The sequence below is a fragment of the Pseudofrankia coriaricola genome (genome assembly GCF_001854805.1).
Lineage (GTDB): Bacteria > Actinomycetota > Actinomycetes > Frankiales > Frankiaceae > Pseudofrankia.
The window spans coordinates 17,164-36,213 of the sequence record NZ_MBLO01000254.1; the positions used below are offsets into that span (position 1 = coordinate 17,164).

General features: G+C 70.0%; 29 protein-coding genes and 1 pseudogene. 21 read left to right on the forward strand and 9 right to left on the reverse strand.

The features are described from left to right. Positions 1-361 precede the first annotated feature (361 nt). From BCD48_RS36710 to BCD48_RS36730, 5 genes are all read left to right on the forward strand, one after another. Positions 362-1,099 carry an SDR family oxidoreductase gene (locus BCD48_RS36710; protein WP_071053008.1) on the forward strand — a complete coding sequence of 246 codons (738 nt, stop codon included), beginning with the start codon at positions 362-364 and terminating at the stop codon, positions 1,097-1,099. A 58-nt stretch (positions 1,100-1,157) separates the two neighbouring features. Then, the gene (locus BCD48_RS36715) at positions 1,158-1,409 is read left to right on the forward strand and encodes a hypothetical protein (protein WP_071053009.1); all 252 of its coding nucleotides are present in this window, start codon (positions 1,158-1,160) and stop codon (positions 1,407-1,409) included. A gap of 363 nt (positions 1,410-1,772) precedes the next feature. Beyond that, positions 1,773-2,327, forward strand: a complete 555-nt coding sequence (locus BCD48_RS36720) for a Uma2 family endonuclease (RefSeq protein ID WP_083419770.1) — start codon at positions 1,773-1,775, stop codon at positions 2,325-2,327. Positions 2,328-2,376: 49 nt separating this feature from the next. Next, complete coding sequence (locus BCD48_RS50125) at positions 2,377-2,628, forward strand: hypothetical protein (protein ID WP_241842281.1); 252 nt, start codon at positions 2,377-2,379, stop codon at positions 2,626-2,628. Between the two features lie 256 nt (positions 2,629-2,884). Continuing rightward, positions 2,885-3,250: a nitroreductase family protein gene (locus tag BCD48_RS36730; protein ID WP_274536623.1), complete on the forward strand. Its 366-nt coding sequence runs from the start codon at positions 2,885-2,887 to the stop codon at positions 3,248-3,250. On the opposite strand, the gene BCD48_RS52680 is transcribed toward BCD48_RS36730, so the two are convergent. After that, positions 3,223-3,381 carry a hypothetical protein gene (locus tag BCD48_RS52680; protein ID WP_198543548.1) on the reverse strand — a complete coding sequence of 53 codons (159 nt, stop codon included), beginning with the start codon at positions 3,379-3,381 and terminating at the stop codon, positions 3,223-3,225. The genes BCD48_RS36730 and BCD48_RS52680 overlap by 28 nt on opposite strands. 103 nt (positions 3,382-3,484) lie before the next feature. On the opposite strand from BCD48_RS52680, the gene BCD48_RS36735 reads away from it, so the two are divergent. From BCD48_RS36735 to BCD48_RS36745, 3 genes are read left to right on the forward strand one after another with little or no spacing between them, the layout of a single operon-like run. After that, positions 3,485-3,826, forward strand: a complete 342-nt coding sequence (locus tag BCD48_RS36735; RefSeq protein ID WP_071053047.1) for an ArsR/SmtB family transcription factor — start codon at positions 3,485-3,487, stop codon at positions 3,824-3,826. Between the two features lie 3 nt (positions 3,827-3,829). Further along, entirely contained in the window at positions 3,830-4,336 is a 507-nt protein-coding gene (locus BCD48_RS36740) for an SRPBCC family protein (RefSeq protein ID WP_071053012.1), read from the forward strand. After that, positions 4,336-4,956 carry a dihydrofolate reductase family protein gene (locus tag BCD48_RS36745; protein ID WP_071053013.1) on the forward strand — a complete coding sequence of 207 codons (621 nt, stop codon included), beginning with the start codon at positions 4,336-4,338 and terminating at the stop codon, positions 4,954-4,956. The genes BCD48_RS36740 and BCD48_RS36745 overlap by 1 nt, the downstream gene beginning before the upstream one ends. Before the next feature lie 11 nt (positions 4,957-4,967). Here BCD48_RS36745 and BCD48_RS52685 read toward each other — a convergent pair whose 3' ends face one another. Beyond that, positions 4,968-5,186: a hypothetical protein gene (locus BCD48_RS52685; protein ID WP_198543554.1), complete on the reverse strand. Its 219-nt coding sequence runs from the start codon at positions 5,184-5,186 to the stop codon at positions 4,968-4,970. On the opposite strand from BCD48_RS52685, the pseudogene BCD48_RS50130 reads away from it, so the two are divergent. From BCD48_RS50130 to BCD48_RS36760, 3 genes and pseudogenes are all read left to right on the forward strand, one after another. Continuing rightward, positions 5,110-5,283: pseudogene (locus BCD48_RS50130) on the forward strand (IS256 family transposase); the annotation flags it as partial. The gene BCD48_RS52685 and the pseudogene BCD48_RS50130 sit on opposite strands and share 77 nt — an antisense overlap. Before the next feature lie 101 nt (positions 5,284-5,384). Further along, positions 5,385-5,597: a zinc-binding dehydrogenase gene (locus tag BCD48_RS36755; protein ID WP_241842283.1), complete on the forward strand. Its 213-nt coding sequence runs from the start codon at positions 5,385-5,387 to the stop codon at positions 5,595-5,597. Positions 5,598-5,656: 59 nt separating this feature from the next. Continuing rightward, positions 5,657-6,073 carry a PPOX class F420-dependent oxidoreductase gene (locus tag BCD48_RS36760; protein WP_491677196.1) on the forward strand — a complete coding sequence of 139 codons (417 nt, stop codon included), beginning with the start codon at positions 5,657-5,659 and terminating at the stop codon, positions 6,071-6,073. 182 nt (positions 6,074-6,255) lie between these two features. On the opposite strand, the gene BCD48_RS36765 is transcribed toward BCD48_RS36760, so the two are convergent. After that, positions 6,256-6,975 (reverse strand): SDR family NAD(P)-dependent oxidoreductase, encoded by a 720-nt coding sequence (locus tag BCD48_RS36765; protein WP_071053017.1) that lies wholly within the window; start codon positions 6,973-6,975, stop codon positions 6,256-6,258. 138 nt (positions 6,976-7,113) lie between these two features. Here BCD48_RS36765 and BCD48_RS36770 point away from each other — a divergent pair, with 138 nt between their 5' ends. Then, on the forward strand, positions 7,114-8,085 hold the full coding sequence (locus tag BCD48_RS36770; protein WP_071053018.1) for an AraC family transcriptional regulator: 972 nt from the start codon (positions 7,114-7,116) through the stop codon (positions 8,083-8,085). An 11-nt stretch (positions 8,086-8,096) separates the two neighbouring features. On the opposite strand, the gene BCD48_RS36775 is transcribed toward BCD48_RS36770, so the two are convergent. Then, positions 8,097-8,570 (reverse strand): GNAT family N-acetyltransferase, encoded by a 474-nt coding sequence (locus BCD48_RS36775; RefSeq protein WP_071053048.1) that lies wholly within the window; start codon positions 8,568-8,570, stop codon positions 8,097-8,099. A 179-nt stretch (positions 8,571-8,749) separates the two neighbouring features. On the opposite strand from BCD48_RS36775, the gene BCD48_RS36780 reads away from it, so the two are divergent. The 4 genes from BCD48_RS36780 to BCD48_RS36795 all read left to right on the forward strand — a co-directional run bounded on the left by BCD48_RS36780 (position 8,750) and on the right by BCD48_RS36795 (position 11,087). Beyond that, positions 8,750-9,487, forward strand: coding sequence for a GNAT family N-acetyltransferase (locus BCD48_RS36780; protein WP_241842284.1), 738 nt, complete (start codon positions 8,750-8,752; stop codon positions 9,485-9,487). Positions 9,488-9,504: 17 nt separating this feature from the next. Continuing rightward, a complete protein-coding gene (locus BCD48_RS36785) occupies positions 9,505-10,284 on the forward strand; it encodes a phytanoyl-CoA dioxygenase family protein (RefSeq protein WP_241842285.1) in 780 nt (259 codons plus the stop codon). Then, a complete protein-coding gene (locus tag BCD48_RS36790) occupies positions 10,281-10,799 on the forward strand; it encodes a GNAT family N-acetyltransferase (protein WP_071053020.1) in 519 nt (172 codons plus the stop codon). Before BCD48_RS36785 ends, BCD48_RS36790 begins: the two co-directional genes overlap by 4 nt. Before the next feature lie 81 nt (positions 10,800-10,880). Beyond that, complete coding sequence (locus BCD48_RS36795) at positions 10,881-11,087, forward strand: sigma factor-like helix-turn-helix DNA-binding protein (protein WP_274536624.1); 207 nt, start codon at positions 10,881-10,883, stop codon at positions 11,085-11,087. A 113-nt stretch (positions 11,088-11,200) separates the two neighbouring features. On the opposite strand, the gene BCD48_RS56085 is transcribed toward BCD48_RS36795, so the two are convergent. Continuing rightward, on the reverse strand, positions 11,201-11,722 hold the full coding sequence (locus tag BCD48_RS56085; protein ID WP_349308076.1) for an NYN domain-containing protein: 522 nt from the start codon (positions 11,720-11,722) through the stop codon (positions 11,201-11,203). 167 nt (positions 11,723-11,889) lie between these two features. Between BCD48_RS56085 and BCD48_RS47780 the strand changes: the two genes are divergently transcribed. Next, on the forward strand, positions 11,890-12,267 hold the full coding sequence (locus tag BCD48_RS47780; RefSeq protein WP_241842287.1) for a histidine kinase: 378 nt from the start codon (positions 11,890-11,892) through the stop codon (positions 12,265-12,267). After that, a complete protein-coding gene (locus BCD48_RS36805) occupies positions 12,267-12,875 on the forward strand; it encodes a LuxR C-terminal-related transcriptional regulator (RefSeq protein WP_241842288.1) in 609 nt (202 codons plus the stop codon). The genes BCD48_RS47780 and BCD48_RS36805 overlap by 1 nt, the downstream gene beginning before the upstream one ends. A gap of 189 nt (positions 12,876-13,064) precedes the next feature. Here the strand turns inward: BCD48_RS36805 and BCD48_RS36810 are convergent, their stop codons facing one another. Both BCD48_RS36810 and BCD48_RS36815 read right to left on the reverse strand, forming a co-directional pair. Continuing rightward, positions 13,065-13,340 carry a hypothetical protein gene (locus tag BCD48_RS36810; RefSeq protein WP_071053022.1) on the reverse strand — a complete coding sequence of 92 codons (276 nt, stop codon included), beginning with the start codon at positions 13,338-13,340 and terminating at the stop codon, positions 13,065-13,067. Between the two features lie 404 nt (positions 13,341-13,744). Continuing rightward, the gene (locus BCD48_RS36815; RefSeq protein WP_083419760.1) at positions 13,745-14,050 is read right to left on the reverse strand and encodes a hypothetical protein; all 306 of its coding nucleotides are present in this window, start codon (positions 14,048-14,050) and stop codon (positions 13,745-13,747) included. Between the two features lie 1,049 nt (positions 14,051-15,099). On the opposite strand from BCD48_RS36815, the gene BCD48_RS36820 reads away from it, so the two are divergent. Together BCD48_RS36820 and BCD48_RS36825 are read left to right on the forward strand one after the other, a co-directional pair. Next, complete coding sequence (locus BCD48_RS36820; RefSeq protein WP_071053052.1) at positions 15,100-15,960, forward strand: helix-turn-helix domain-containing protein; 861 nt, start codon at positions 15,100-15,102, stop codon at positions 15,958-15,960. Continuing rightward, positions 15,957-16,202, forward strand: a complete 246-nt coding sequence (locus tag BCD48_RS36825; RefSeq protein WP_071053023.1) for a DUF397 domain-containing protein — start codon at positions 15,957-15,959, stop codon at positions 16,200-16,202. The genes BCD48_RS36820 and BCD48_RS36825 overlap by 4 nt, the downstream gene beginning before the upstream one ends. 754 nt (positions 16,203-16,956) lie before the next feature. Here BCD48_RS36825 and BCD48_RS36830 read toward each other — a convergent pair. Beyond that, positions 16,957-17,349, reverse strand: coding sequence for a hypothetical protein (locus tag BCD48_RS36830; RefSeq protein WP_131804174.1), 393 nt, complete (start codon positions 17,347-17,349; stop codon positions 16,957-16,959). Between BCD48_RS36830 and BCD48_RS52690 the strand changes: the two genes are divergently transcribed. Next, entirely contained in the window at positions 17,336-17,494 is a 159-nt protein-coding gene (locus BCD48_RS52690) for a hypothetical protein (protein ID WP_198543549.1), read from the forward strand. The genes BCD48_RS36830 and BCD48_RS52690 overlap by 14 nt on opposite strands. Before the next feature lie 402 nt (positions 17,495-17,896). On the opposite strand, the gene BCD48_RS36835 is transcribed toward BCD48_RS52690, so the two are convergent. After that, positions 17,897-19,015, reverse strand: a complete 1,119-nt coding sequence (locus tag BCD48_RS36835) for a hypothetical protein (protein WP_241842289.1) — start codon at positions 19,013-19,015, stop codon at positions 17,897-17,899. Positions 19,016-19,050: the final 35 nt, after the last annotated feature.

The following is a 19,050-nucleotide window of genomic DNA, read 5'->3' on the forward strand; positions in this document are numbered from 1 at the left end:
GCGCTCGACTTCGTAGACGAGGCTCAGGACGAAATGCTCACCCGCACAGATCATTGCGTGGACGGGATGACCGTCTTGATCCCCCGCGACTCCCTGCCGCACAACCACCAAGGTAGCGGCGCTTGGTCCGTCCGACGAGACAGCACCACCGGCGGGGGCTGGCGAGTGTCTCAGCCTCCACACGTCCGGGCGCCGTGCAGCCTCGAACGACGTTTCTTGATCATACCGGCGCGGGCGATCGGTAACCCCAGCGCCTCGGCGACCAGATGCGCCGCGAACGTGACGTCGGAATCTCGCCAGAATTCCACTGTCACAGCGGCCATACTTCAGGGGAACCATATAGACAGGAGCTCGGAAAAGAATGTCGAAAATTGCTCTCATCACCGGCGGAAACCGCGGCCTGGGATTTTCGGCGGCCAAGGCCCTGGCTCGCTCCGGTGCCATCATTATTATCGGCGCACGCGGTGAAGCCGCCGCACGCAAGGCCGTCGATATGCTGGAAGAGGAGGGGCTCACCGCGGACTGGGTCGAACTTGATGTCACCAGCCCAGCGAGTGTGCGAGCTGCCGCCGAGATCATCCGGGAACGTTACTGTCGACTCGACGTGCTGGTAAACAACGCGGGCATCCTGCCCGAGGCGACGGACATCGTGGAGCACGAGTTCGCCGACACGAACATCTTTCGCCAAACGTTCGAGACAAATACGTTTGGGCCGGTCACCGTGACGGAGACTTTTCTGCCGCTGCTACACAAGAGCGCCGCCGGTCGGATCGTCAACGTCTCGTCGACCATGGGCTCGCTCACCGATCAGAACAACCCTCTTTCGCCGTACTACTCGATGCTCCTGCCGGCATACCGAAGCTCGAAGGCCGCGCTGAACAGCATCGCCGTCGAGTTGGCGAAGAGCCTGAAGGACACCCCGATCAAGGTCACGTCAGTGTGTCCCGGCTTCGTTCAGACGGATCTGACACCGATCAGCAGACAGCAGGCGCCGTTGACCGCCGACGAAGCGGCGCAGATCGTGGTCACGGCCGCGACGCTGCCCGCCGACGCGGAGTCAGGCACATTCATTGACGCCAACGGCCCGGTGGCCTGGTAACCACGTCGGAGACTGCGCCAGCCGCGGAAAGGCGGCGCCACCGCTCTGCCTTTCCGCGATGTGCTGGTCCAGCACCATCCTGATCAACAGCGCCAGCGGAACGTTCGTCAGCAGCTCGTCCGCCTCGGCGATCTGGCTCAAGTGCCACGTCACCGACCAGGGCGCCCTCGACTGGCTGGCCGGTTCGCGGGAGTCCACCGAATGGCTCCTGCCCGGCGACGTCGCGCGGACCGTCCTCTTCCTCGCGGCGCTCCCGCCTCGGGTCAACCTGCAGCAGGTCACCATCATGCCGACCGGGCAGGCCAGCTGAGGTCCTCGGTGAAGCGAAAGCGGAGCAGGGAGTTAAGGCGTCCCCCGGGGACGTCGCCCGCCGGGCGGGGGTCGGTCTCGGCACGCTCTACCGGCGCCTCCGCACCCGCGACCCTGCCGGAAACGCTGCTGCGCCATGGATTTCGACCGGCTGGTCAAGCTTGCGACACCCTCGGCGCAACCCCGGCCCCACCCAGCCAGGGACCGCGCCATTGCGCGACACGCGCCACCGCGCCGCTCGTGGGCTCGCCCCACCCGCGTGCCCGATCATCGGACAGTGCCGGCAGACACGACCAGCACGCTACGCTTGCCGTGAGGCATCAGGTCTGCCGCCGACTCAGGGAGGTGCGCCGTGACCGCGGAGATGGTCGCTCCCGCCTGGATGCACCAGCAGATCACGGCGGACCTGTACAACTCGCTGTCCGAAGAACAGTGCAGGGACATCGAGATCGTGGACGGGATGGTCGTCATGGTCCCCAGCGCCTCCCTGCTACATAACCGGCTGGCGAGGAAGGTCGCCAACGCGATGGAGCTGGCGGGGGCCCCGGGGTGGTTCGCCGATCTTGACTTCGACGTCCGGCTCCAGGATGTGCCGCTGACGGTCCGTCGGCCCGACATCGTCGTATACGGGGCAAGCGCGGTAGGCGTCACACCGATGCGTCCGGAGAACATCCTCCTCGTCGCCGAGGTGGTCTCACCGGGCTCTGAAACCACGGACCGTGTCTTCAAGCCGGAGCAGTACGCCCGGGCAGGCATCCAGTTCTACTGGCGGATCGAGCAGTCCGCGGCCGGTGTCCCTCTCGTCTACACGTACGTGCTCGACCCGGCCGCAGGAACCTACCGAGTTGGCGATGTCTACACGGGTGTCGTCGAAGCTGTGGCTCCGTTCCCTGTGAAGATTGACCTCACCCAGCCATAGTGCAAGCGGATCGTCCACCAGCCCAGATGCGCGCGGAATCGTCACCTGCGTGGCACTTGCGCTGCTCCTCGCCGGCTGCGGCGACGACGACTCGAAGGGAATGGGCGACGCGCCCGTGTTGAACCGGCACGGCGAAGACACACCGGCCGAGGTCTACAACTTCCCTGACAATTTCGGCAACCTGGCGACCAAGTGCGTCGGCCACGGTCTGCGCGGCTACACCACGACGCACTTCGCGGACGAGGACGGGTACCTGCCCTCCGCGAATACCAGGATCGTCCCAGATCCTGAATGCGCCTAGGCAGGTCGCGGCGATCCGCCCCGGGGCGGATCGCCCTGTAGTCGAACCCGCCGAGGTGTCCGCGAGTGGCGCTCACGCCTCAGACGGCCGTCCCTGCCACGGCTTCGAGATGGCTGCTGAGCGCCGCCGCGGTGCTGACGACTTGCGGAGCCGCGCGGCGTGCCTCGGCTGTCGATCGCGCCGTCACTGTGAGCGCCGCCGTCGGGCTGTCGGCGCGGAACGGACCCACGGGTGCCGCTGTTTCGACCTCGCCGAGATGCCATTCCTTCCGGTGAGCGGCTTCCAACACCTGTACGACAATATTCACCGCATGCCCGCCATCGTGGTGCCGTGCGTCGAGGGCCGCACGGACGGTGCCTCCGTCCTGGCTCAGTCGATGACGTGGGGATCCATCCTTCCGGCGGTGTGGAGCTTCATGCTCGCCGCGCGGGCCCGAGGGCTGGGGACGGTCTGGACCACCGCGCAGGGGCCGTTGGAACGGGAGATGGCGCAGGTCCTGGGAGTCCCGTACGAAGAGGTGATGTTGGCTGCGTTCATCCCGCTCGCTTTCACCCTGGGCACGGATTTCCAGCCCGCGCCGCGGGTTCCTCGCAGTCAGGTGCTCCATCGTGATCGCTGGTAGGGAAGCAGCTCGGCGCCACCATTCGATCTTTCCGGCACAGGCTGGTCCAGCACCATGCCGATAAGCAGGGCCAACGGGTCGTTCGTCAGCAGCTCGTCCGCCGCGGCGACCTGACTCAGGTGAAGCCCCACGAGAACACCGTAGCCGGCCGACCACGTCCGCCGGACGGTCGTCACATCGCACGTAGGAGGAGGGGCGGCTTGACGTATGCCGATATCGGAATATGATGGCGCCATGGCACGTGCAGCGACGACGTCGGACGTCTTCAACGCGATCGCCGAGCCGCAGCGCCGGGAGATCCTGGTGCTGCTGCGGGCGGGTGAGCGGCCGGTGACGGAGTTGGCCCAGGAGCTGGGGATGACCCAGCCGGGGGCGTCCAAACACCTGCGGGTGCTCCGGGAGGTCGGGCTGGTGCGGGACCGCAAGGCAGGCAAGCAACGCCTGTACGGCCTTGACGCCCGCGGGCTGCGACCGATTCACGAGTGGACCGGCGGGTTCGAGCGGTTCTGGAACGAGAGCTTCGACCGACTGGACGAGTACGTGCAGGACCTCAAGCAGGCAAGGCAGGAGGAGTAGCTGATGAGCGCGACGGGACGAGGAGCGCCGGCGCAGTCCGCGACGGCCGACCGCGAGATCGTGATCTCCCGGGTCATCGACGCCCCACGGGAGCTGGTGTTCGAGGCGTTCACCGAGGTGCGGCACCTGTCGCGGTGGTGGGGACCGGAGGGGTTCACCACCACCACGCGGGCGTTCGAGTTCCGCGTCGGCGGGGAGTGGGACTTCGTGATGCACGGACCGGACGGGACGGACTACCAGGAGTGGATCTCCTGGACCGAGATCGCCCCGCCGGAGCGGATCGCGCTGCTGCACGGTGAGTCCCGCGGCGACCCGAACGCCTTCGAGTCGGTCCTCATGTTCGCGCCCGACGGCGCGGCGACCCGGATCGAGATGCGCACGGTGTTCCCCACCAAGGAGTTGCGCGACGAGGCGGTCGAAAAGTACCACGCGATCGAGGGTGGCCAGCAGACCCTGAGCAACCTGGCTGCCTACGTCACCGAGATCGTTCGGAAGGGAGTGGAGGGCTGATGGCCGGGAAGGTGTTCTTCAGCGTGTCGATGTCGCTGGACGGGTTCATCGCGCCCGAGTCCCTCGAGGACTTGATGGGGCAGCAGTGGATGGAACTGCAGCAGTGGGTATTCCCGCAGCGGTTCTTCCGGGAGAACCTGAACCTCGGCGAGGGCGGCGAGGAAGGGCGCGACAACGATATCGTGCGGGAGACGTTCGAGCGCACCGGCGCGAGCGTGATGGGCAAGCGCATGTTCGACGCCGGCGAGCAGGCGTGGCCGGAGGAGGCGCCGTTCCACACGCCGGTCCTCGTCGTGACGCACGAGAAGCGTGACCCCTGGGAGCGGCCGGGCGGGACCACCTTCCACTTCGTCAACGACGGCATCGAGACCGCGCTCGACCAGGCCCGCGAGGCCGCCGGCGACCGGGACGTCCGCATCGCGGGAGGCGGCGCAACGATCCTGGAGTACGTGAACGCCGGCCTGATCGACGAGTTCTCGATCGCGCTCTCACCCGTGCTGTTCGGCTCCGGAATCCGCCTGTTCGAGGGCGTGGACGCGGGCCGCGTGGCCCTGGAGCCGGTCCGCGCGGAGCCGACGCAGCGGGTGACCCACCTGACCTACGCAGTCCGGGAGCGGTAACTGTCTCGACCTCAGCGCTCCCCCGCCGAGGTCAGCAGCGCGGTGAGATCCTCGACGCTCTGAGCGTCAGGAAAGGCGAGCGTTCGCGCCGCGAGCTCGGCCGCGCGCTCCTCCGGGAGGGACCTCACGGCGTTGTCGTGGAACTTCCTCACCACCGTCAGGCTTTGCCAGCGAGTCACCAAGGGCCCCGGCTCCCGCGCCGCCGGTGTCGCGATGGCGTTCAAGCTCATCGAATCAGCACAGACCCGGTGGCGGGCCGTCAACGCACCCCACCCCGTCGCGCTGGTCCGCGCCGGCGCGGTACTCAAGAACGGCAAGCTCATCGAATGGTGGACATCGAGCGCCCTGCCCCCGGACCGTCCGAGGTTCTGGTACTGGTCCATGCCACGGGCCCGAATCCGACCAACTGGAAGCCGAGCACACTACCCATGCCGGAGGAGGCCGCAAGACTCGGCGTCCAGCACCGGCTGATGTTGGTCGAGGCCGGCCAAGGCGGGATGCTCGCGGTGGCCGACCTGGCGCGGGCCGGTCAGCTTCGGCCGATCATCGAGGCCAACTTCCCGTGGGAGCAGGCCGCGAAGGCCCACGAACTGGGCGACACCGGCCGAACGACCGGCAAGCTGGTTCTCGTCGTCAGCTGACCGGCCGTCAGTGGTTCAACCGACAGCGGCACGGCAGAGAGGATCCAGCAGTGGTTAGCGTGCCACCTGAATTGAGAGACCTGATCAAATCCGGCCCCATGGCTCACCTCAGCACCATCAACGCGGACGGAAGCCCGCAGGTGACCGTCATCTGGATCGGGCTGGACGGTGACGATCTGGTTAGCGGTCATCTGTCGTGGTACACGAAGCTGCGCAACATCGAGCGGGATCCGCGGGCCGTGCTGTCCTTCGACGCGCCACGGGCACCCGGCGTCCTCATGAACCAGTATGCCGTGTTGCATGTGCGGGCCACCGTTCAGCCGAGCGACGACGCCTGGAATCTGCTCAACCGCCTGGCGAAGGTCTATGTATCCCCCGACGCCGAGTTCCCGGCGCCGAAGGGACCTGGCTACATCGTGCGCTACTCCGTCCAGCGCATCGGCGGCGTCGGCCCCTGGGCGCCGGCCTCGCGGTAAGCCACGGCAGCACCGGGCAACGGGCTCGACGGCGACCGGCGGTCGGCGGGCGACCGACGCGCTCGGCGGGATCTTCCGGAAGATCCCGCCGAGCGCGTCGGTCCTGCTGTCCGCGGATTGCCGGCGCGAGGCCGAGCATCGATGCCAACGCGCACCCCGCCGGCGTCATCGGCCGGCGTCGGTCAGCCCGCGAGCATCCGCTCCAGGCCCACCGGGTCACTGAGGTAGACCGAGCCCGCGCCGGCGGAGGCGTCGTCAGGCCAGATGACCGTCTGTCCGGCGGCGACACCGGCGACGATCCGTCCGGCGACGACCTCCGGGGCGGCCTTGTCGGCGTCGACCCCGGCAAGCATGTCGGTGTCGATGCCACCGGGGTAGGCCCCAACGACCTCGATGCCCTTGTCGCGCAGCTCCACCCGCAAGGACTGAGTGATCGAATGCGCCGCGGCCTTCGACGCGCAGTACCCCGCCATTCCCGCCACCGGCGCCAGCGCTATCAAGGTCAGCACGTTGACGATCGCGCCCGGTGCGTTCGCCGTCAGGATTGGGACGAAGGCCCGGCTCACCCGCAGCAGGCCGATCTGGTTGGTCAGCATGTCACGCTGGAACAGGTCCAGATCACCCTCAAGGGCGCTGCCGAACCCGAGCACCCCGGCATTGTTGACCAGCAAGGTGACATCGGTCGCGATCTTGGCCGCGGCGTCCACGCTCGCCTGGTCGGTGACGTCCAGGCCTAGGACGCTCACCCGCGGGTGCGCGCTCACGGTCGGGGCGACGCCCTGGGGATCCCGCGCCGTGACATAGACCTTGCTGGCGCCGGCGTCGAGGAGCCGGCCGACCAGGCGGGCGCCAAGGCCCCGGTTCGCGCCGGTCACCAGAGCGATGCTGCCTTTGACGTTCATGGGTCACCTTCCGGTTGACGTGTTGAACGGATCAACCGTATGACGCACAAGGTAGACAATCGATGCCGTCAAGTCTCAAATTATTGTCCGTTCGTCTCATGTATCGGTATGCCGGACGCCTATCGGTAGGCTGCGGCAATGGACCTGCTCGCCGACGTACTGAGCGTCGCGGGAGTACGGGGAACCGTCGCGGCGACGGTCCACGCCGGCGATCCGTGGGGGCTACGGCTGTTCCGGATCTCAGCGGCGGCCTTCCACGCCGTCACCGCCGGCACCGCCTGGCTACGCCTGCCCGGCCAGCCCCCGGTGCGGCTCATGCCCGGTGACGTCGTCCTCCTGCCCACCGGGTCCGAACACGGACTGGCCGGAGATCCGGACGGCCCGCTGGAACCGTTCGACCACGCCGTCTCGAAGGCGGCGCTCGCCACCGGCGGCCGGCTCGATGTCGGGCCCCGACCGGCGCGGACCAGGATCCTGTGCGCCTCCTACCGGCACGATCCCGCCGTCACCACGCCGCTGTTCACCGTGCTGCCCGAGGTGGTCCACGTGCCCGCCGGGACGCCCGGGGCCGGCCCGCTCGCCGACACCATCCGGCTGTTGTCCGGGGAACTCGCCGAGCCCGGGCCAGCCAGCACCACGCTGCTCGACCGGCTCGTCGATGTCCTGCTCATCCAGGTACTGCGGGCCTGGCTGCGGGCCGAGCCTGTCGCGCCGTCGGCCTCCTGGCTGCGCGCGCTGAACGATCCCACGGTCAGCGCGGCGCTGGGCGCCCTGCACGCCGATCCCGGCCGGCCCTGGACGCTGGACTCGCTCGCCGACCACGTCGCCGTCTCCCGAGCCACCCTCGCGCGGCGCTTTCCGGCCCAGGTAGGCGAAACCCCAGCCGCCTACCTCACCCGTTGGCGCATGGACCTGGCCGCTCGCCGACTGCGCGACACCGACGACCCGATCGACGTCATCGCCCACGCCGTCGGGTACACCTCCGAGTACGCGTTCTCCCGTGCCTTCTCGCGCGACCGTGCCGTCCCTCCCGGGCGCTACCGCGTGCAGAGCCGGTCGGCGCGCTCAGGTGTGGCCGTGCCGCTGCCCGCGATACCCGGGACGAGCTGAGTCCGCGCCGGTCACAGATCGCGGTCGAGCCAGACGCGGTCGAGCAGTGGAATACCGTCGATGACGATGCCGTCCGGATAGCCGGTGCTCGGCCCGAAGGCGTTCCGCTCGATGCGCAGCATGCGAAAGCCGAGACGCTGGTAGAAACGCAGGTTGCCGATGTCGGCCGTGGCCGTCGCGACCAGCATCCGGGACCGCTCCCGTTTCCGGCCGTGTCGCACCGCCTCCGTGACGAGTGCCCGCCCCACCCCGGTGCCGCGCCATTCCTCGACGACGGCCATGCTCTTGAGCTCTAGATCGTTGCCAGGAAGGTCGATCAGTTGCAGGTGGCCGACCAGCCGGTCGTCGTCCGTCGCGACGAGCACCTCTCCAAGAGGCAGGTACACGTCGATCTCCTGCTCGGAGTCGTCGGCCTCGCCGAACAGCGGGCGCAGCGCATCCCGATCGCCTTCGTATCGCCGGATCTCGGGTTCGTTCCCGCTCATGACACCATCCTGCGACGGCCAGGCCATATCCGGTCGCCGGCAATCGTTACGGTCCGCGGAACGGTCCCGGCGAATCGGCCGGACGGTCCCGGCCCGGGCATAGTCGATACCAGCGGCCGATGACGCCTCGACGTCTCGGGACGGACCCGCCACACGTGGGGCCAAGGGAGGTCAGGCAGGTGTCGAGCGTAAGCACGGGGCTACCGGGGCAGGAGACCCTGCTCGCGAGCTGGGCGGCCCTGGCGCTGGCGTCCTCCGGGGCCCGGCTGATCCGGTCGCCCGAAGCGGCCGCCGCGGTGTTCCCCGCATGGGCGCCACTGAACAACGCGATCGTCTCGACCGCCAGCCCCCACGCCCCGGAGCCTGCTGTCATTTCCACGCTCCGTGACGTCTACGTGGAGGCGGGCGTCGGCACCTGGGCGTTGTGGATACCCAGCCGGGCGACGGACCTGAACGCGTCCGACGACCTGCGCGCGCTCGATGGATTCACCCGCGACACGACGACGCTCGTCATGCGGACGGATCTGCGGCCGGGGCCGGCCCGGCACGACGGAGTCATGCGGGCCTCGATCGCCGCCGCCACGCGGGCCGGTGACGAGCCGGTCCCGGTGGCCGATCTAGGCGAGCCGGAGGCCATCCCGGGCCTGGCGGCCTGGGTACTGGTGCGAGAGGGCTTCGCCATCGCCAGCGCCTGGACCTTCCGGCACGGCGACGACTGCGGTATCTACGCCGTCGGCACGGTGCCGGCCTGGCGACGGCGCGGCCTGGCGACGGCATTGCTGCGGCACGTGCTCGCCACCGCCGAACGGAACGGTGCACGGACCGCGACCTTGCAGTCCACGCAGATGGCCCAGAGCCTCTACGAGTCTCTGGGTTTCGTCACCGTCGGCCGCTATGAGGAGTGGGTCTCGCGGTAGAGCGCCGAAGGGCGGCGGTGACGCCGGGAAAGGCGCCGGACCTCGTTCGTTTCCGCGGCATGGCCGGGGCGTTCCCGCGGCCGGTGGCGGATGAGGGCCGTGAGATCCTCTGGCGGATGACCGGTCTCGATCCCACCGACCCGGCGACCTGGACCCGGCCTGTCGTGCGTATCCCGGGTTCCGCGGCGGAACCGTTCCGGCAGGCCGTCACCACAGCCCGGCTGCGCGGCGCATGGGACCAGCTCGTCGGCCCCGGACGGTGGCTGCCCCGCGACGGGCTAGGCACCTTCCCGATCCGATTCCCCCACCCGGACGACCCCGGCGATGCGGGCTGGCACATCGATGGCAGCTACCTGCCCGACGGCGAGTCCTCGTTCTGGCTGAATCTGCGGTCACGCGATCGGGCGTTGTTGATGCTGTTCCTGTTTTCCGATGTCGGTCCTGACGACGCACCCACCCGGATCAAGGCCGGTTCGCACCTCGACGTGCCGCCGTTCCTGGAGCCAGCCGGGGACGCCGGCCGCGGCATCTTTGAGCTGTGCGAAGAGATGGGCGCCGCCGGGAAGCTCGACCCATCGGACCGGCCGCTGGCCCTGGCCACCGGCGAGGCCGGCGACGTCTACCTGTGCCACCCGTTCCTCATCCACGCGGCCCAGCCCCACTGTGGCACGATCCCGCGTTTCCTCGCCCAACCGCCGCTGCCTCCGACAGGGCTCCTCAATCTTGACCGCCCCGACGGGGCCTATTCCGCGGTTGAGATCGCGGTCCGCCGAGCACTGGGGCGATCCGACGCATGACGACGACTACGGACCTCATCACCGAACGCCTGGTTCTGCGTCTCTGGAGCGCCGAGGAAAGGACGGCCGTGCTCGCCGTCACCGCTGCGAGCAACGGTGACGGCCTCCCGGTGCGCCGGCCAGCGCACTGGGCCGACGACTTCCCGGATGAGGGCGACCAGGTCATTGCCGACGGGCTCGGGCGGTACCCCGCCTGGATGGGTCCCTTCGGTCACCGTCAGGTCGTCGAACGGGACAGTGGTTTGATCATCGGCGGAATCGGGCTCTTCTGGCCGCCGACCGACGGTCGGGTCGAGATCGGCTACGGCATCGTGCCGTCCCGCCAAGGCCGTGGTTACGCCACCGAGGCGGTCATCGCCCTGACAGAATTCGCCTTCGCACTTCCCGCCGTGCGGACCGTGCTTGCCAACGTCGAACGACCAAACCCCGCCTCGATCCGCGTCCTGGCCAAGTCCGGCTTCCGTCACCACCACACCGAGGGCGACACGGTCCGCTTCCACCGCGACCGCCCTTGATCCGGCCGGGCTCGACGCACCCGTCCGTCGGCCGTCCCCACCGGACCGCCGACGGGCGGGAGAACGCCGATCAGCGTCGAGATTCGCGCGGCGGTGGGCCAGCTCAGCGAGACCGACCGGGCGGTTCTCACCCTCTCTGCCTGGGACGGCCTGACGACCGACGAGATCGCCGGGGCCCTGCAGCTCACTCCATCCGCCGTCCGACAACGCCTACATCGCGCCCGCCGGCGCCTACGCGAGGCCCTGGCGGATCATCAGCAAACCTCCGATCACGTGGGCTCGCGGTAGCCACATCAATGGCCATCGACGGCCCGAGACCCACACCCGTAAAATCGTCCGCGTCACTCACCTCGCTGTCTCACGAGGACTCGTGGGCCTTCACGCGGACCAGCCGGCAAAAATCATGGGGCCGTGTAGTCGGTGTCGTCGCGACAGGCCTCGTAGTCCTCCGCACTCAGATAGTGACACCACGGCAACTGCGAGTCCGGAAAGCGCAGTCGGCTGGAGCCCTTCCAGGTTGCCACTTCAACATGCGTCTTGCCGCCTTCAAGGTCGCGAACGGCCTCCAAAGCGGGGATCAAGTCGCTGTCTCGGCTGAAGAGGATCCCTACGTCGTAGGCGTCGGTGCATGCCAACCGCACGAAATCCACGGCCAGCGCGACGTCGATGCCTTTCTCCTGAGGCGTTGGTGGTGAAGTTCGGGTCGAGGTCCCCGAGGACCTGGATACCGGCGCGGAACAGGCTGTAGGCCAGCGGTGTCGCCAGGACAGCCGCCGCGACCAGCCGCGCGAGGCCACCGGGCGAGCGCCGCGCGGCCCGCAGCGTCCGCCAGATCCGCCGGCCGGCCGGCCTGCCAAGTGGAGCCAACAGGAGCAGCTCGACGGGCTGGTCCTGACCATCCGACGGCGCCCCGCCGGCCACATGGAACTGACGACGGTACCGATGGTGCTGACGATGTCGTAACCGGATCCGGGCCATCGCCAGCAGTCCGATGGCCACGAGGAACAGCGCGAGATGCGGCCACCACGCGGCGGTGCCGGGCTGTTCGAGGTCCCGGACCGGCGATCGCCGCAGGTAGATCACGCCCCCCATGGCGACCCCGGCCGCCGTCGCGACCAGCGCCGCCGGGCTCCTGGCACTACCACTGCATCCGGAGCAGGACCAGGACGCGGTGCAGCTCGCGCTCGTCGCGGTCGGCTGGCTGGTCGGAGACGCGCTACGCACCCGCCGCGAGTACCGCCAGGGCCTCGAACTCGCGCTCCTACGGCAGCGAGTGGAACAGGAACAGCGCATCAGGGCCGAGGAACGGCTCAGGCTGTCCCGCGACGTGCACGACATCGTCTCGCACACGCTGAGCATGATCACGATTCGAGCCGGCGTGGCCCGGCTCCTGCTGGCCGACGGGCCGTCCGAGAGGGCATCGCGGCGGTCCGCGAGTGCCGCCGGCTGCGGCTGGACGTGGTGCTGATGGACATCCGGATGCCGGTCATGGACGGGCTCGAGGCGACCCGAGTGATCGCCGCCGATACGACGACAGCCCAGGTTCCGGCGTTGGACGCCGCGTCCACGGCCACGGCCAGGCCCGAGTCACGGGATACCGGCGGTGCTCAGGACGTGGCAAAGCCACGGATCCTCGTCGTGACGACGTTTGACGACGATGAGTACGTTTTCGGGGCGCTACGGGCGGGCGCCGCCGGGTTCATCTTGAAGGACACCCAACCCGAGCTCCTGGTGACCGCGATCAGGACGGTCGCGGCCGGAGACTCGCTCCTCGCGCCCGGGATCACCCGGCGGCTCATCGCCGAGTTTGCCCGCCGGCCCCACCCGGCGACAGGGCGCGGGCCCGACGCCGCCGGGCTTCTGTCGACGCTCACCGAACGGGAGCGCGCAGTGCTCACCCACGTCGCGAACGGGTACTCGAACGCGGAGATCGCCCAGGCGCTCGACGTGGGCGTGTCCACGGTGAAGACCCACATCAGCCACCTGCTGGTGAAGCTCGCGGCCCGGGACAGGGCCCAGCTCGTCATCGCGGCCTACGAGACCGGCCTCATCGCGCCGGGCGACCGGACCGGGTGAACGGACCGGGTGAACGGACCGGGTGAACGCCGCCCGAGGCTAGCGGTGACTACCGCCGCGGCGAGCGAGTACGAACCGCGGGGAGGGCGAACGGCCGTGACCAACTCCATGTCCGCCGGCTGTCCGGGCACGTCCCGGACCCGGACCGGGCAGCTCTCGCGCCAGGCAGGTCCCCGGGCGGAGAACCGGTCAGGACGCCCAGGCGTGGGTGCGCAGGGGGACGACCCGGGGGTGGCGCTCCTCAATGCAGTAGCCGTACTCGACCCGGCGGCGCCAGACGGTGAGCCGGCAGCTGCCGCCCTCGACCGTCCAGGTGCGCCGGCCGGCGCGGTCCTCGATCTGCACCGGCTGAGAGGTCAGCGGCTCGGTCGAGCGCCGGTGAGCCCAGATGTGCGCGGCTTCCCAGTCCGGAAAGCTGCCGACCAGCTCGCCGTCTCCATCGAACACCAGGTAGGGGCGGGTCATCGTTGTCACGCCTTTCTGGAGAGCGGTGCCGGTCACGCGTCACCCGGGTGCGGCCGCCGTCGCCGGAGCAGGCGAACCCCGAAGAACGCGAGGAACCCAGGACTCCGAATACGGGCAACCCGCCGACCGCCACGTTGCGGTCAGCACTCGGACGAGGAAACCAACACCGGAAACGGACGCGGCCGGCGGCCGCGCTTCGAGGGCGTCCTCCCCCATCGACCCGCCTGGTCGACGACCAGGCCGCGGCTTCGACGCCGGGAAGGGGCCGAGCTGGCGGGTAGTGAATCTCCCGGCGGCGTGCCGCCGACCGCGCATGCCACGTGCGTCACGCAAGCCACGTGCGCCACGTGCGCGGGCCGGCTTCACGCCGCCCGGGAATCCCCGGCGGTGGGGGCCGGGCGACGTCAGGCTCGCGGCACGCCGGTCGGGGTGAGGAATGACAGCGGCGCGACCAGGTAGTCCGACAACCGGTGCTCGGCCGCGAACGCGGCCGCCTGCAGCGCGGTGTCGAACGCGAGAACGACACGACGCGCCTGCCACGGCCCACCCTCGAAGACGATCACTCCGAAGCGGTCGGGCGAGCCCTCGCCGACGGCCGCCTCCGTCAGCGGCACCTGGTCGCTGGTCACGGGAACGGGCCGCTCCACCGGCCCGCGCCGGATCCGAGGAGTGAGGGCGCCGCAGGTCCTGACACGAAGGCGCGAGGTCATCGGTCCTCCAAGAGACATCGGCCGCCGCGGCCCGGACGACCGGGCTCGGTCGTGTCCGGGCAAGAGCGGTACTGGGAAGGGGAAACCCTGCGCTGGGCAGGGAGGGGCAGACGTCTGGCCGCGCGAGCGAGAAGGAGTGGCTGGCCACCCGTGGGTAGCACGACCGCGGCGCACGCCGGGCGTGCGCGTCGCCGTCAGTCAGCGCCGTCGATGTGGCCGCTACGCGCCGCGCATGGCGACGCGGACCTCGGGGTCGCGGGGGATCTCCTGGGCGGACGGGGGGGCGGTGTTTCTCCGCGTGGCGCGCGAGGCCGCTGACCTGGCCGGCTAGCCGGCTCGCGGTTGCGCTCACCGCCACGCTCCCCCCACGCATCCATCCGTCGCCAACTTCTCACGCTGAGGCGCTTTCTTGCCACTCAAAGTGAGGACAGACCGGAAGCATGGCGCCCGCCACACGCATATGCAAGAGCTTCTGTAAGGGTTTTGCTACGGGATGCTCGGTAGCGCGCGAGGACGGTGGCGGACCGGTGGCTAGATGCAGCGATGGGTCAGGACTGATCGATCCAGTACGGACGAACCCGGGACCTGCGTCGGCGCGGCAGGCGCCCACGGCGAGCCCCGGCCAGACCGGGTCAGCGCCCCGGCCGACGACGCCCAGCTGGCCCAGTGCCGCGACCGCCACCGGAGAGCCAGAGACCACGAGTGGACCTGGCGCGACCGGCGAGCCGGCGGCAGCGGAAGGGGTACAGGCAGCCACGATGCCGTCAAAGCCGATACGGCCGGCGAAACTGGGCCGGCCACGCGCGACCGGCGCGTCGCCCGTCATGTCGGAGACGTCGACGCCGCCGCGAGCCTCGGCGCCGGAGACAAGGGCGCCGGAGACGTCGGGAACGGCCGCGTCGACGAGGCCGGCCACCGGGCCAGCCACGCCACCGGCGGCTCCGGCCTCTGCCGAGCCCGAGCCTGAAGCCGAGGCCGAGGCCGAGATCGAGGTCGAGGTCGAGGTCGAGGGCGCCGACGGGACGGCACTGACCGGAGGGAAGACGACGATGGCGACAAGCGGCGGCCCGACGGTACGGCGCAGGCGCCTGGGCGCTGAGCTGCGGCGGCTGCGCGAGGCGGCCGGTGTCTCCGTCGAGGAGGTCTGCGACCTGCTGCGCTGCTCCGTCTCGAAGGTCAGCCGGCTGGAGAACGGGCGGGTCCCCGTCCGCACCCGCGACGTGCAGGATCTGCTGACCCTGTATGGGATACACGACGACAAGCACCGCGAGGCGCTGCTGGCGCTCGCCAGGGAGTCCCGCCGTCACGGCTGGTGGCACGACTACCACGACGTGGTGCCGGCCTGGTTCGAGATCTACATCGGCCTGGAGGGCGACGCCGCCTCGATCAGCGTCTACGAGTCGCAGCTGGTGCACGGCCTCCTGCAGACCGCCGACTATGCCAGACACGTCATCCGGGCCGAGGCGCCGGAAAGCCCGGACGACGAGGTCGACCGCATGGTCGCGCTGCGCCTGAACCGACAGCGCCGGCTGACCGCCGACAACCCGCCGCGGCTGTGGGTCATCCTCGACGAGGCCGTGCTGCGCCGCACCATCGGCGGCCCGGCGGTCATGCGCGGCCAGCTGCAATGGCTGCGCAAACAGTCAGAACTTCCCAATGTCACGATCCAGGCGCTTCCGTTCTCAGTCGGCGCACATGCCGGACTAGGTAGCACATTCTCTATCTTGGGATTTCCGAACTCCAGCGACCACGATGTGGTCTATATCGAAGAGGCAGCCGGAAGCCTCTACCTCGAGCGGCCTTCGGAAATTCGGCGCTATAGACTGAAGCTCGACTACCTGATGGCCTCTGCGCTGAGTCCGGAGGAGTCGATGCAGATGATTTCGTCCATAGCGGAGGATATGAAGTGAACAAATACGCGAAGCCGTCGCTCACCGACGTCGACGTGGCCCAGCTCCGCTGGCGCACCAGCAGCTACAGCAACGGCGCCGGCGGAATGTGCGTCGAGGTGGCGCCGCTCGGCCACGGCGTGGCGGTGCGGGACTCGAAGAACCCGGCCGGCCCGGTGCTGGCGTTCTCCGCCGCCGAGTGGGATGCCTTCCTCTCGGGCGCGCGCGACGGCGAGTTCAACCTGCGCCTGTCAGCCCGCTGAGGCGACGCCGCCCTGCCTCGGCCGGGAGACGAGGCGAGGGCAGGCAGGGGAGGGACATCGCCGTACCCGTCTTGGCTAACGGATGCGCACACGCCCCGGAGGTAGCCGATCGGCGCGGCTGGGCGGGTCCGGCTGCCGGGCCCGCCCAGCCGCGCCTCTGCCGCTGGGCGGGCTCGGCATGGCCGCCCCCTCCCACGAAGGCCTAGGTCACCTGGGCCTCGACCGGGCGGTTCGAAGACCATCGCCGCTCATCGGACCCGGTTGTCGCCAGGTCCAGCACGCATCCGGACAGGTTCAGGAACCGGACGGCTGCCGCGCGCCGACGGACCAACCAGACACATTCGTCGGATGCACCGGCAGCTGCACACACCGGATGCGCACCACACGCCGTGGCGCGGGAGCGTCTTAGGCTCGCCCTGTTGCCTGAACCGCGGGCACCGGCCCGTGAGCGCCTCGCACCTGGCCGGGCGACGACGGCCTCCTGGCCAGGGAAGACCCGTTGTCGGAACGGCGTCGTAGAGGCGGGAACGAAGTCGCGGCGCCGAACGTCCCAACACGGCCGTTTTGGCTCTTGCGTGCGCGCCGACCGTCGCGCACTCTTGTAGAGGTTCGGTCGGGCTGCGTTGATATGACGTTCGTCTGGGTTGTGTCGAGCAGCGTGATAACGCGGCGACGACACGGCCCGCGACACCGGTTCGGCATCTCGTCCAAGCGGCCCGCCCGACCGACGCAGGTACGGGCGTACCGCCGGCAGTCACGACAGGAGCACAGCCGTGATCGCGAAGAGCTGGACCCGCGCGGCGACCGCGCCGTGGCCGGCTCCGGCATGCGGCCGCGGCGTACTCACGCCGCCGGCCCCCTCGGCCCACCGAGCCCCGGCCGCGTCGGCCAACCGGCAGGCGCCCGCCCGCTCCCGCGCATTCGCGGCGCCCGGCCAGGCGCGGTGTGCCGCACCGATCATCGGTCCGCTGGCCGCGCCCCCCTCATAGCGGCGCCCGCGGGCCGGCACCAGGTACAGCACAACCCCTCGGCGGCAACACAGCCGCTCCGCCCGCAGCGTCGCGGCGGCGTTCTCACCGCATCTCAGCTCCTCCGCTTCCTTAATTTGTCCCCGGTACCGGGAGGTGATCGCCGTGGCCACCGCCACGACAAACCTGCTCAACACGCCGCTCGAGGACCCACGGGCCGAGCGTGTCCGACGGGCCGCGCTGTCGGCCTACGTTGATGGAAAGATCACCTTCGCGCAGGCCAACTCTCGCGTCCGCAAGGCCATCGAGCGCTTCCACAGCTGACCGAGCCGGGCCGCGCCGGCCGTCGGAGGTGGCGAGGATCCGGGGTTCCCGGGCCCCTGCCGGACGCGAGGCCTGGGTTCTTGCCGGCGGTTCCTGCTCCGCTGCCCGAGTCCCGCCCGGCCCGCTCACGGAACGGCGCCGGGCGCGGGCCCGAGCATGGGGGAAGTTCGGACCTGAAAGAGGTGGACGGCCGGGCGCCCGGGCGATCGGGGGGTGAACCCGGGCGGCCGGCCTGTCCTACTAATAACAGTCAGCGCACGAGCGGTCACGCTTCGCCCGCCGACTTGCCACCTGCGCAACCGGCATCCCACTGCTACGGCATACGTGTGGGAATGTCCGCACGGCCCGGCGGCCGGCCGGCGAGCGTCTGGCCGGCGCACCGTCAGGCCCCTGGTCCGCTGGCTACTCCGGTGGGCCTTGCCCGTGCTCGGGAGGCGTCGGCGCGGAGCGCTGCGGGGACGTCGGCGCGGTCCGCCTCACGGACGCGGTGCCGGGTGGGGGCGGGCGCGACCAGCCACATGACGTGGAGCCCGGAACCGGGCCGCCAGGCGTCCGTGCCTCGGCCAGTTCCGTCGCCAGCCCCTGGTGGGCCCCCGCGGGGCTGGCGGAACCGGCCTCACTCGCCTCCACGGCGGCGGCGCGGTCGCGCGCGAGACCCGCGATGCCGGCGGCGATGAGCACCAGCGCGAGAACGAACGCGATGAAGTGCCCCTCGGCGGGTGCTGGCTCGTCGAACATGGTCAGGCCCAGCACCACCGGCAGGAAGGCGGACACCCCGCTGGTCACCGGGAAGGCGACCACGGCCGCCTGGCCCTGCAGGCCACGCTGCTCGAGGCTCACCGCGAGCACCGAGAAGATGATGAGCAGGTAAGGCGCCGGGGTCCGGAGCAGCTCGAACAGGTAGGCGCCCAGGAAGCCGCCGGCGCGGCGCTCGTCGAGCGCGAGCCCGAACTGCCGGGTGGCGAGCGTGGCGATCGCGTATGCGGTCCCGGCGGCGACGCCGAACCCGAGCGCGGCGGTGGCGACCCGCTGCCTGGCCGCCGCCCTGTTCGCGCCGAGGGCGGCGAGCAGCGAGAACACCAGCCCGAACGACAGGAACAGCAGCAGCACCCGGTTGCTGGCCAGCGAGCCGACCTGGCCGTGCTGCTCGAACGCGTAGGCGAGCAGGCCGACGCCGGCGACCATCACACAGATCGCCACCACACCGACGCGGCTGAGGTGCTCGCGCAGCGCACAGCCGGCGAGCAGTGTGAACACGATCATGTCGAGCGCCATCACCGGGCCGATCATGGCGACCGGGGCAACGGACAGCGCGTACACCTCGAGCACGAAGGCCGCCATCTCGACGGTGAGACCGAGCAGCCACAGCGGCCGGCGCACGAGCCGGGCCAGCAGGCCCAGGCCCAGCCCGCTGCCAGCCTGTTCGCGGCGTGCCGCCACCGCCTGCATGAGCGGCGCGACCCCGTACAGCGCCGCCGAGCCGACCGCCGCGGGCAGCCCGTAGGCGATGGCGGTACTCACCGGCCGCTCCCAGCCGCGCCACGGCCACGGCCAGG

Bases quoted from the DNA above. Each gene is read 5' to 3' on its own strand.
- BCD48_RS36710 (WP_071053008.1), top strand. From the start codon at position 362: ATGTCGAAAATTGCTCTCATCACCGGCGGAAACCGCGGCCTGGGATTT.
- BCD48_RS36715 (WP_071053009.1), top strand. From the start codon at position 1,158: ATGTGCTGGTCCAGCACCATCCTGATCAACAGCGCCAGCGGAACGTTC.
- BCD48_RS36720 (WP_083419770.1), top strand. From the start codon at position 1,773: ATGGTCGCTCCCGCCTGGATGCACCAGCAGATCACGGCGGACCTGTAC.
- BCD48_RS36730 (WP_274536623.1), top strand. From the start codon at position 2,885: ATGCCATTCCTTCCGGTGAGCGGCTTCCAACACCTGTACGACAATATT.
- BCD48_RS36735 (WP_071053047.1), top strand. From the start codon at position 3,485: ATGGCACGTGCAGCGACGACGTCGGACGTCTTCAACGCGATCGCCGAG.
- BCD48_RS36740 (WP_071053012.1), top strand. From the start codon at position 3,830: ATGAGCGCGACGGGACGAGGAGCGCCGGCGCAGTCCGCGACGGCCGAC.
- BCD48_RS36745 (WP_071053013.1), top strand. From the start codon at position 4,336: ATGGCCGGGAAGGTGTTCTTCAGCGTGTCGATGTCGCTGGACGGGTTC.
- BCD48_RS52685 (WP_198543554.1), bottom strand. From the start codon at position 5,186: ATGAGCTTGAACGCCATCGCGACACCGGCGGCGCGGGAGCCGGGGCCC.
- BCD48_RS36755 (WP_241842283.1), top strand. From the start codon at position 5,385: ATGCCGGAGGAGGCCGCAAGACTCGGCGTCCAGCACCGGCTGATGTTG.
- BCD48_RS36765 (WP_071053017.1), bottom strand. From the start codon at position 6,975: ATGAACGTCAAAGGCAGCATCGCTCTGGTGACCGGCGCGAACCGGGGC.
- BCD48_RS36770 (WP_071053018.1), top strand. From the start codon at position 7,114: ATGGACCTGCTCGCCGACGTACTGAGCGTCGCGGGAGTACGGGGAACC.
- BCD48_RS36775 (WP_071053048.1), bottom strand. From the start codon at position 8,570: ATGAGCGGGAACGAACCCGAGATCCGGCGATACGAAGGCGATCGGGAT.
- BCD48_RS36790 (WP_071053020.1), top strand. From the start codon at position 10,281: ATGACGACGACTACGGACCTCATCACCGAACGCCTGGTTCTGCGTCTC.
- BCD48_RS56085 (WP_349308076.1), bottom strand. From the start codon at position 11,722: ATGTGGCCGGCGGGGCGCCGTCGGATGGTCAGGACCAGCCCGTCGAGC.
- BCD48_RS47780 (WP_241842287.1), top strand. From the start codon at position 11,890: ATGGCGACCCCGGCCGCCGTCGCGACCAGCGCCGCCGGGCTCCTGGCA.
- BCD48_RS36805 (WP_241842288.1), top strand. From the start codon at position 12,267: ATGGACATCCGGATGCCGGTCATGGACGGGCTCGAGGCGACCCGAGTG.
- BCD48_RS36810 (WP_071053022.1), bottom strand. From the start codon at position 13,340: ATGACCCGCCCCTACCTGGTGTTCGATGGAGACGGCGAGCTGGTCGGC.
- BCD48_RS36815 (WP_083419760.1), bottom strand. From the start codon at position 14,050: ATGACCTCGCGCCTTCGTGTCAGGACCTGCGGCGCCCTCACTCCTCGG.
- BCD48_RS36820 (WP_071053052.1), top strand. From the start codon at position 15,100: ATGGCGACAAGCGGCGGCCCGACGGTACGGCGCAGGCGCCTGGGCGCT.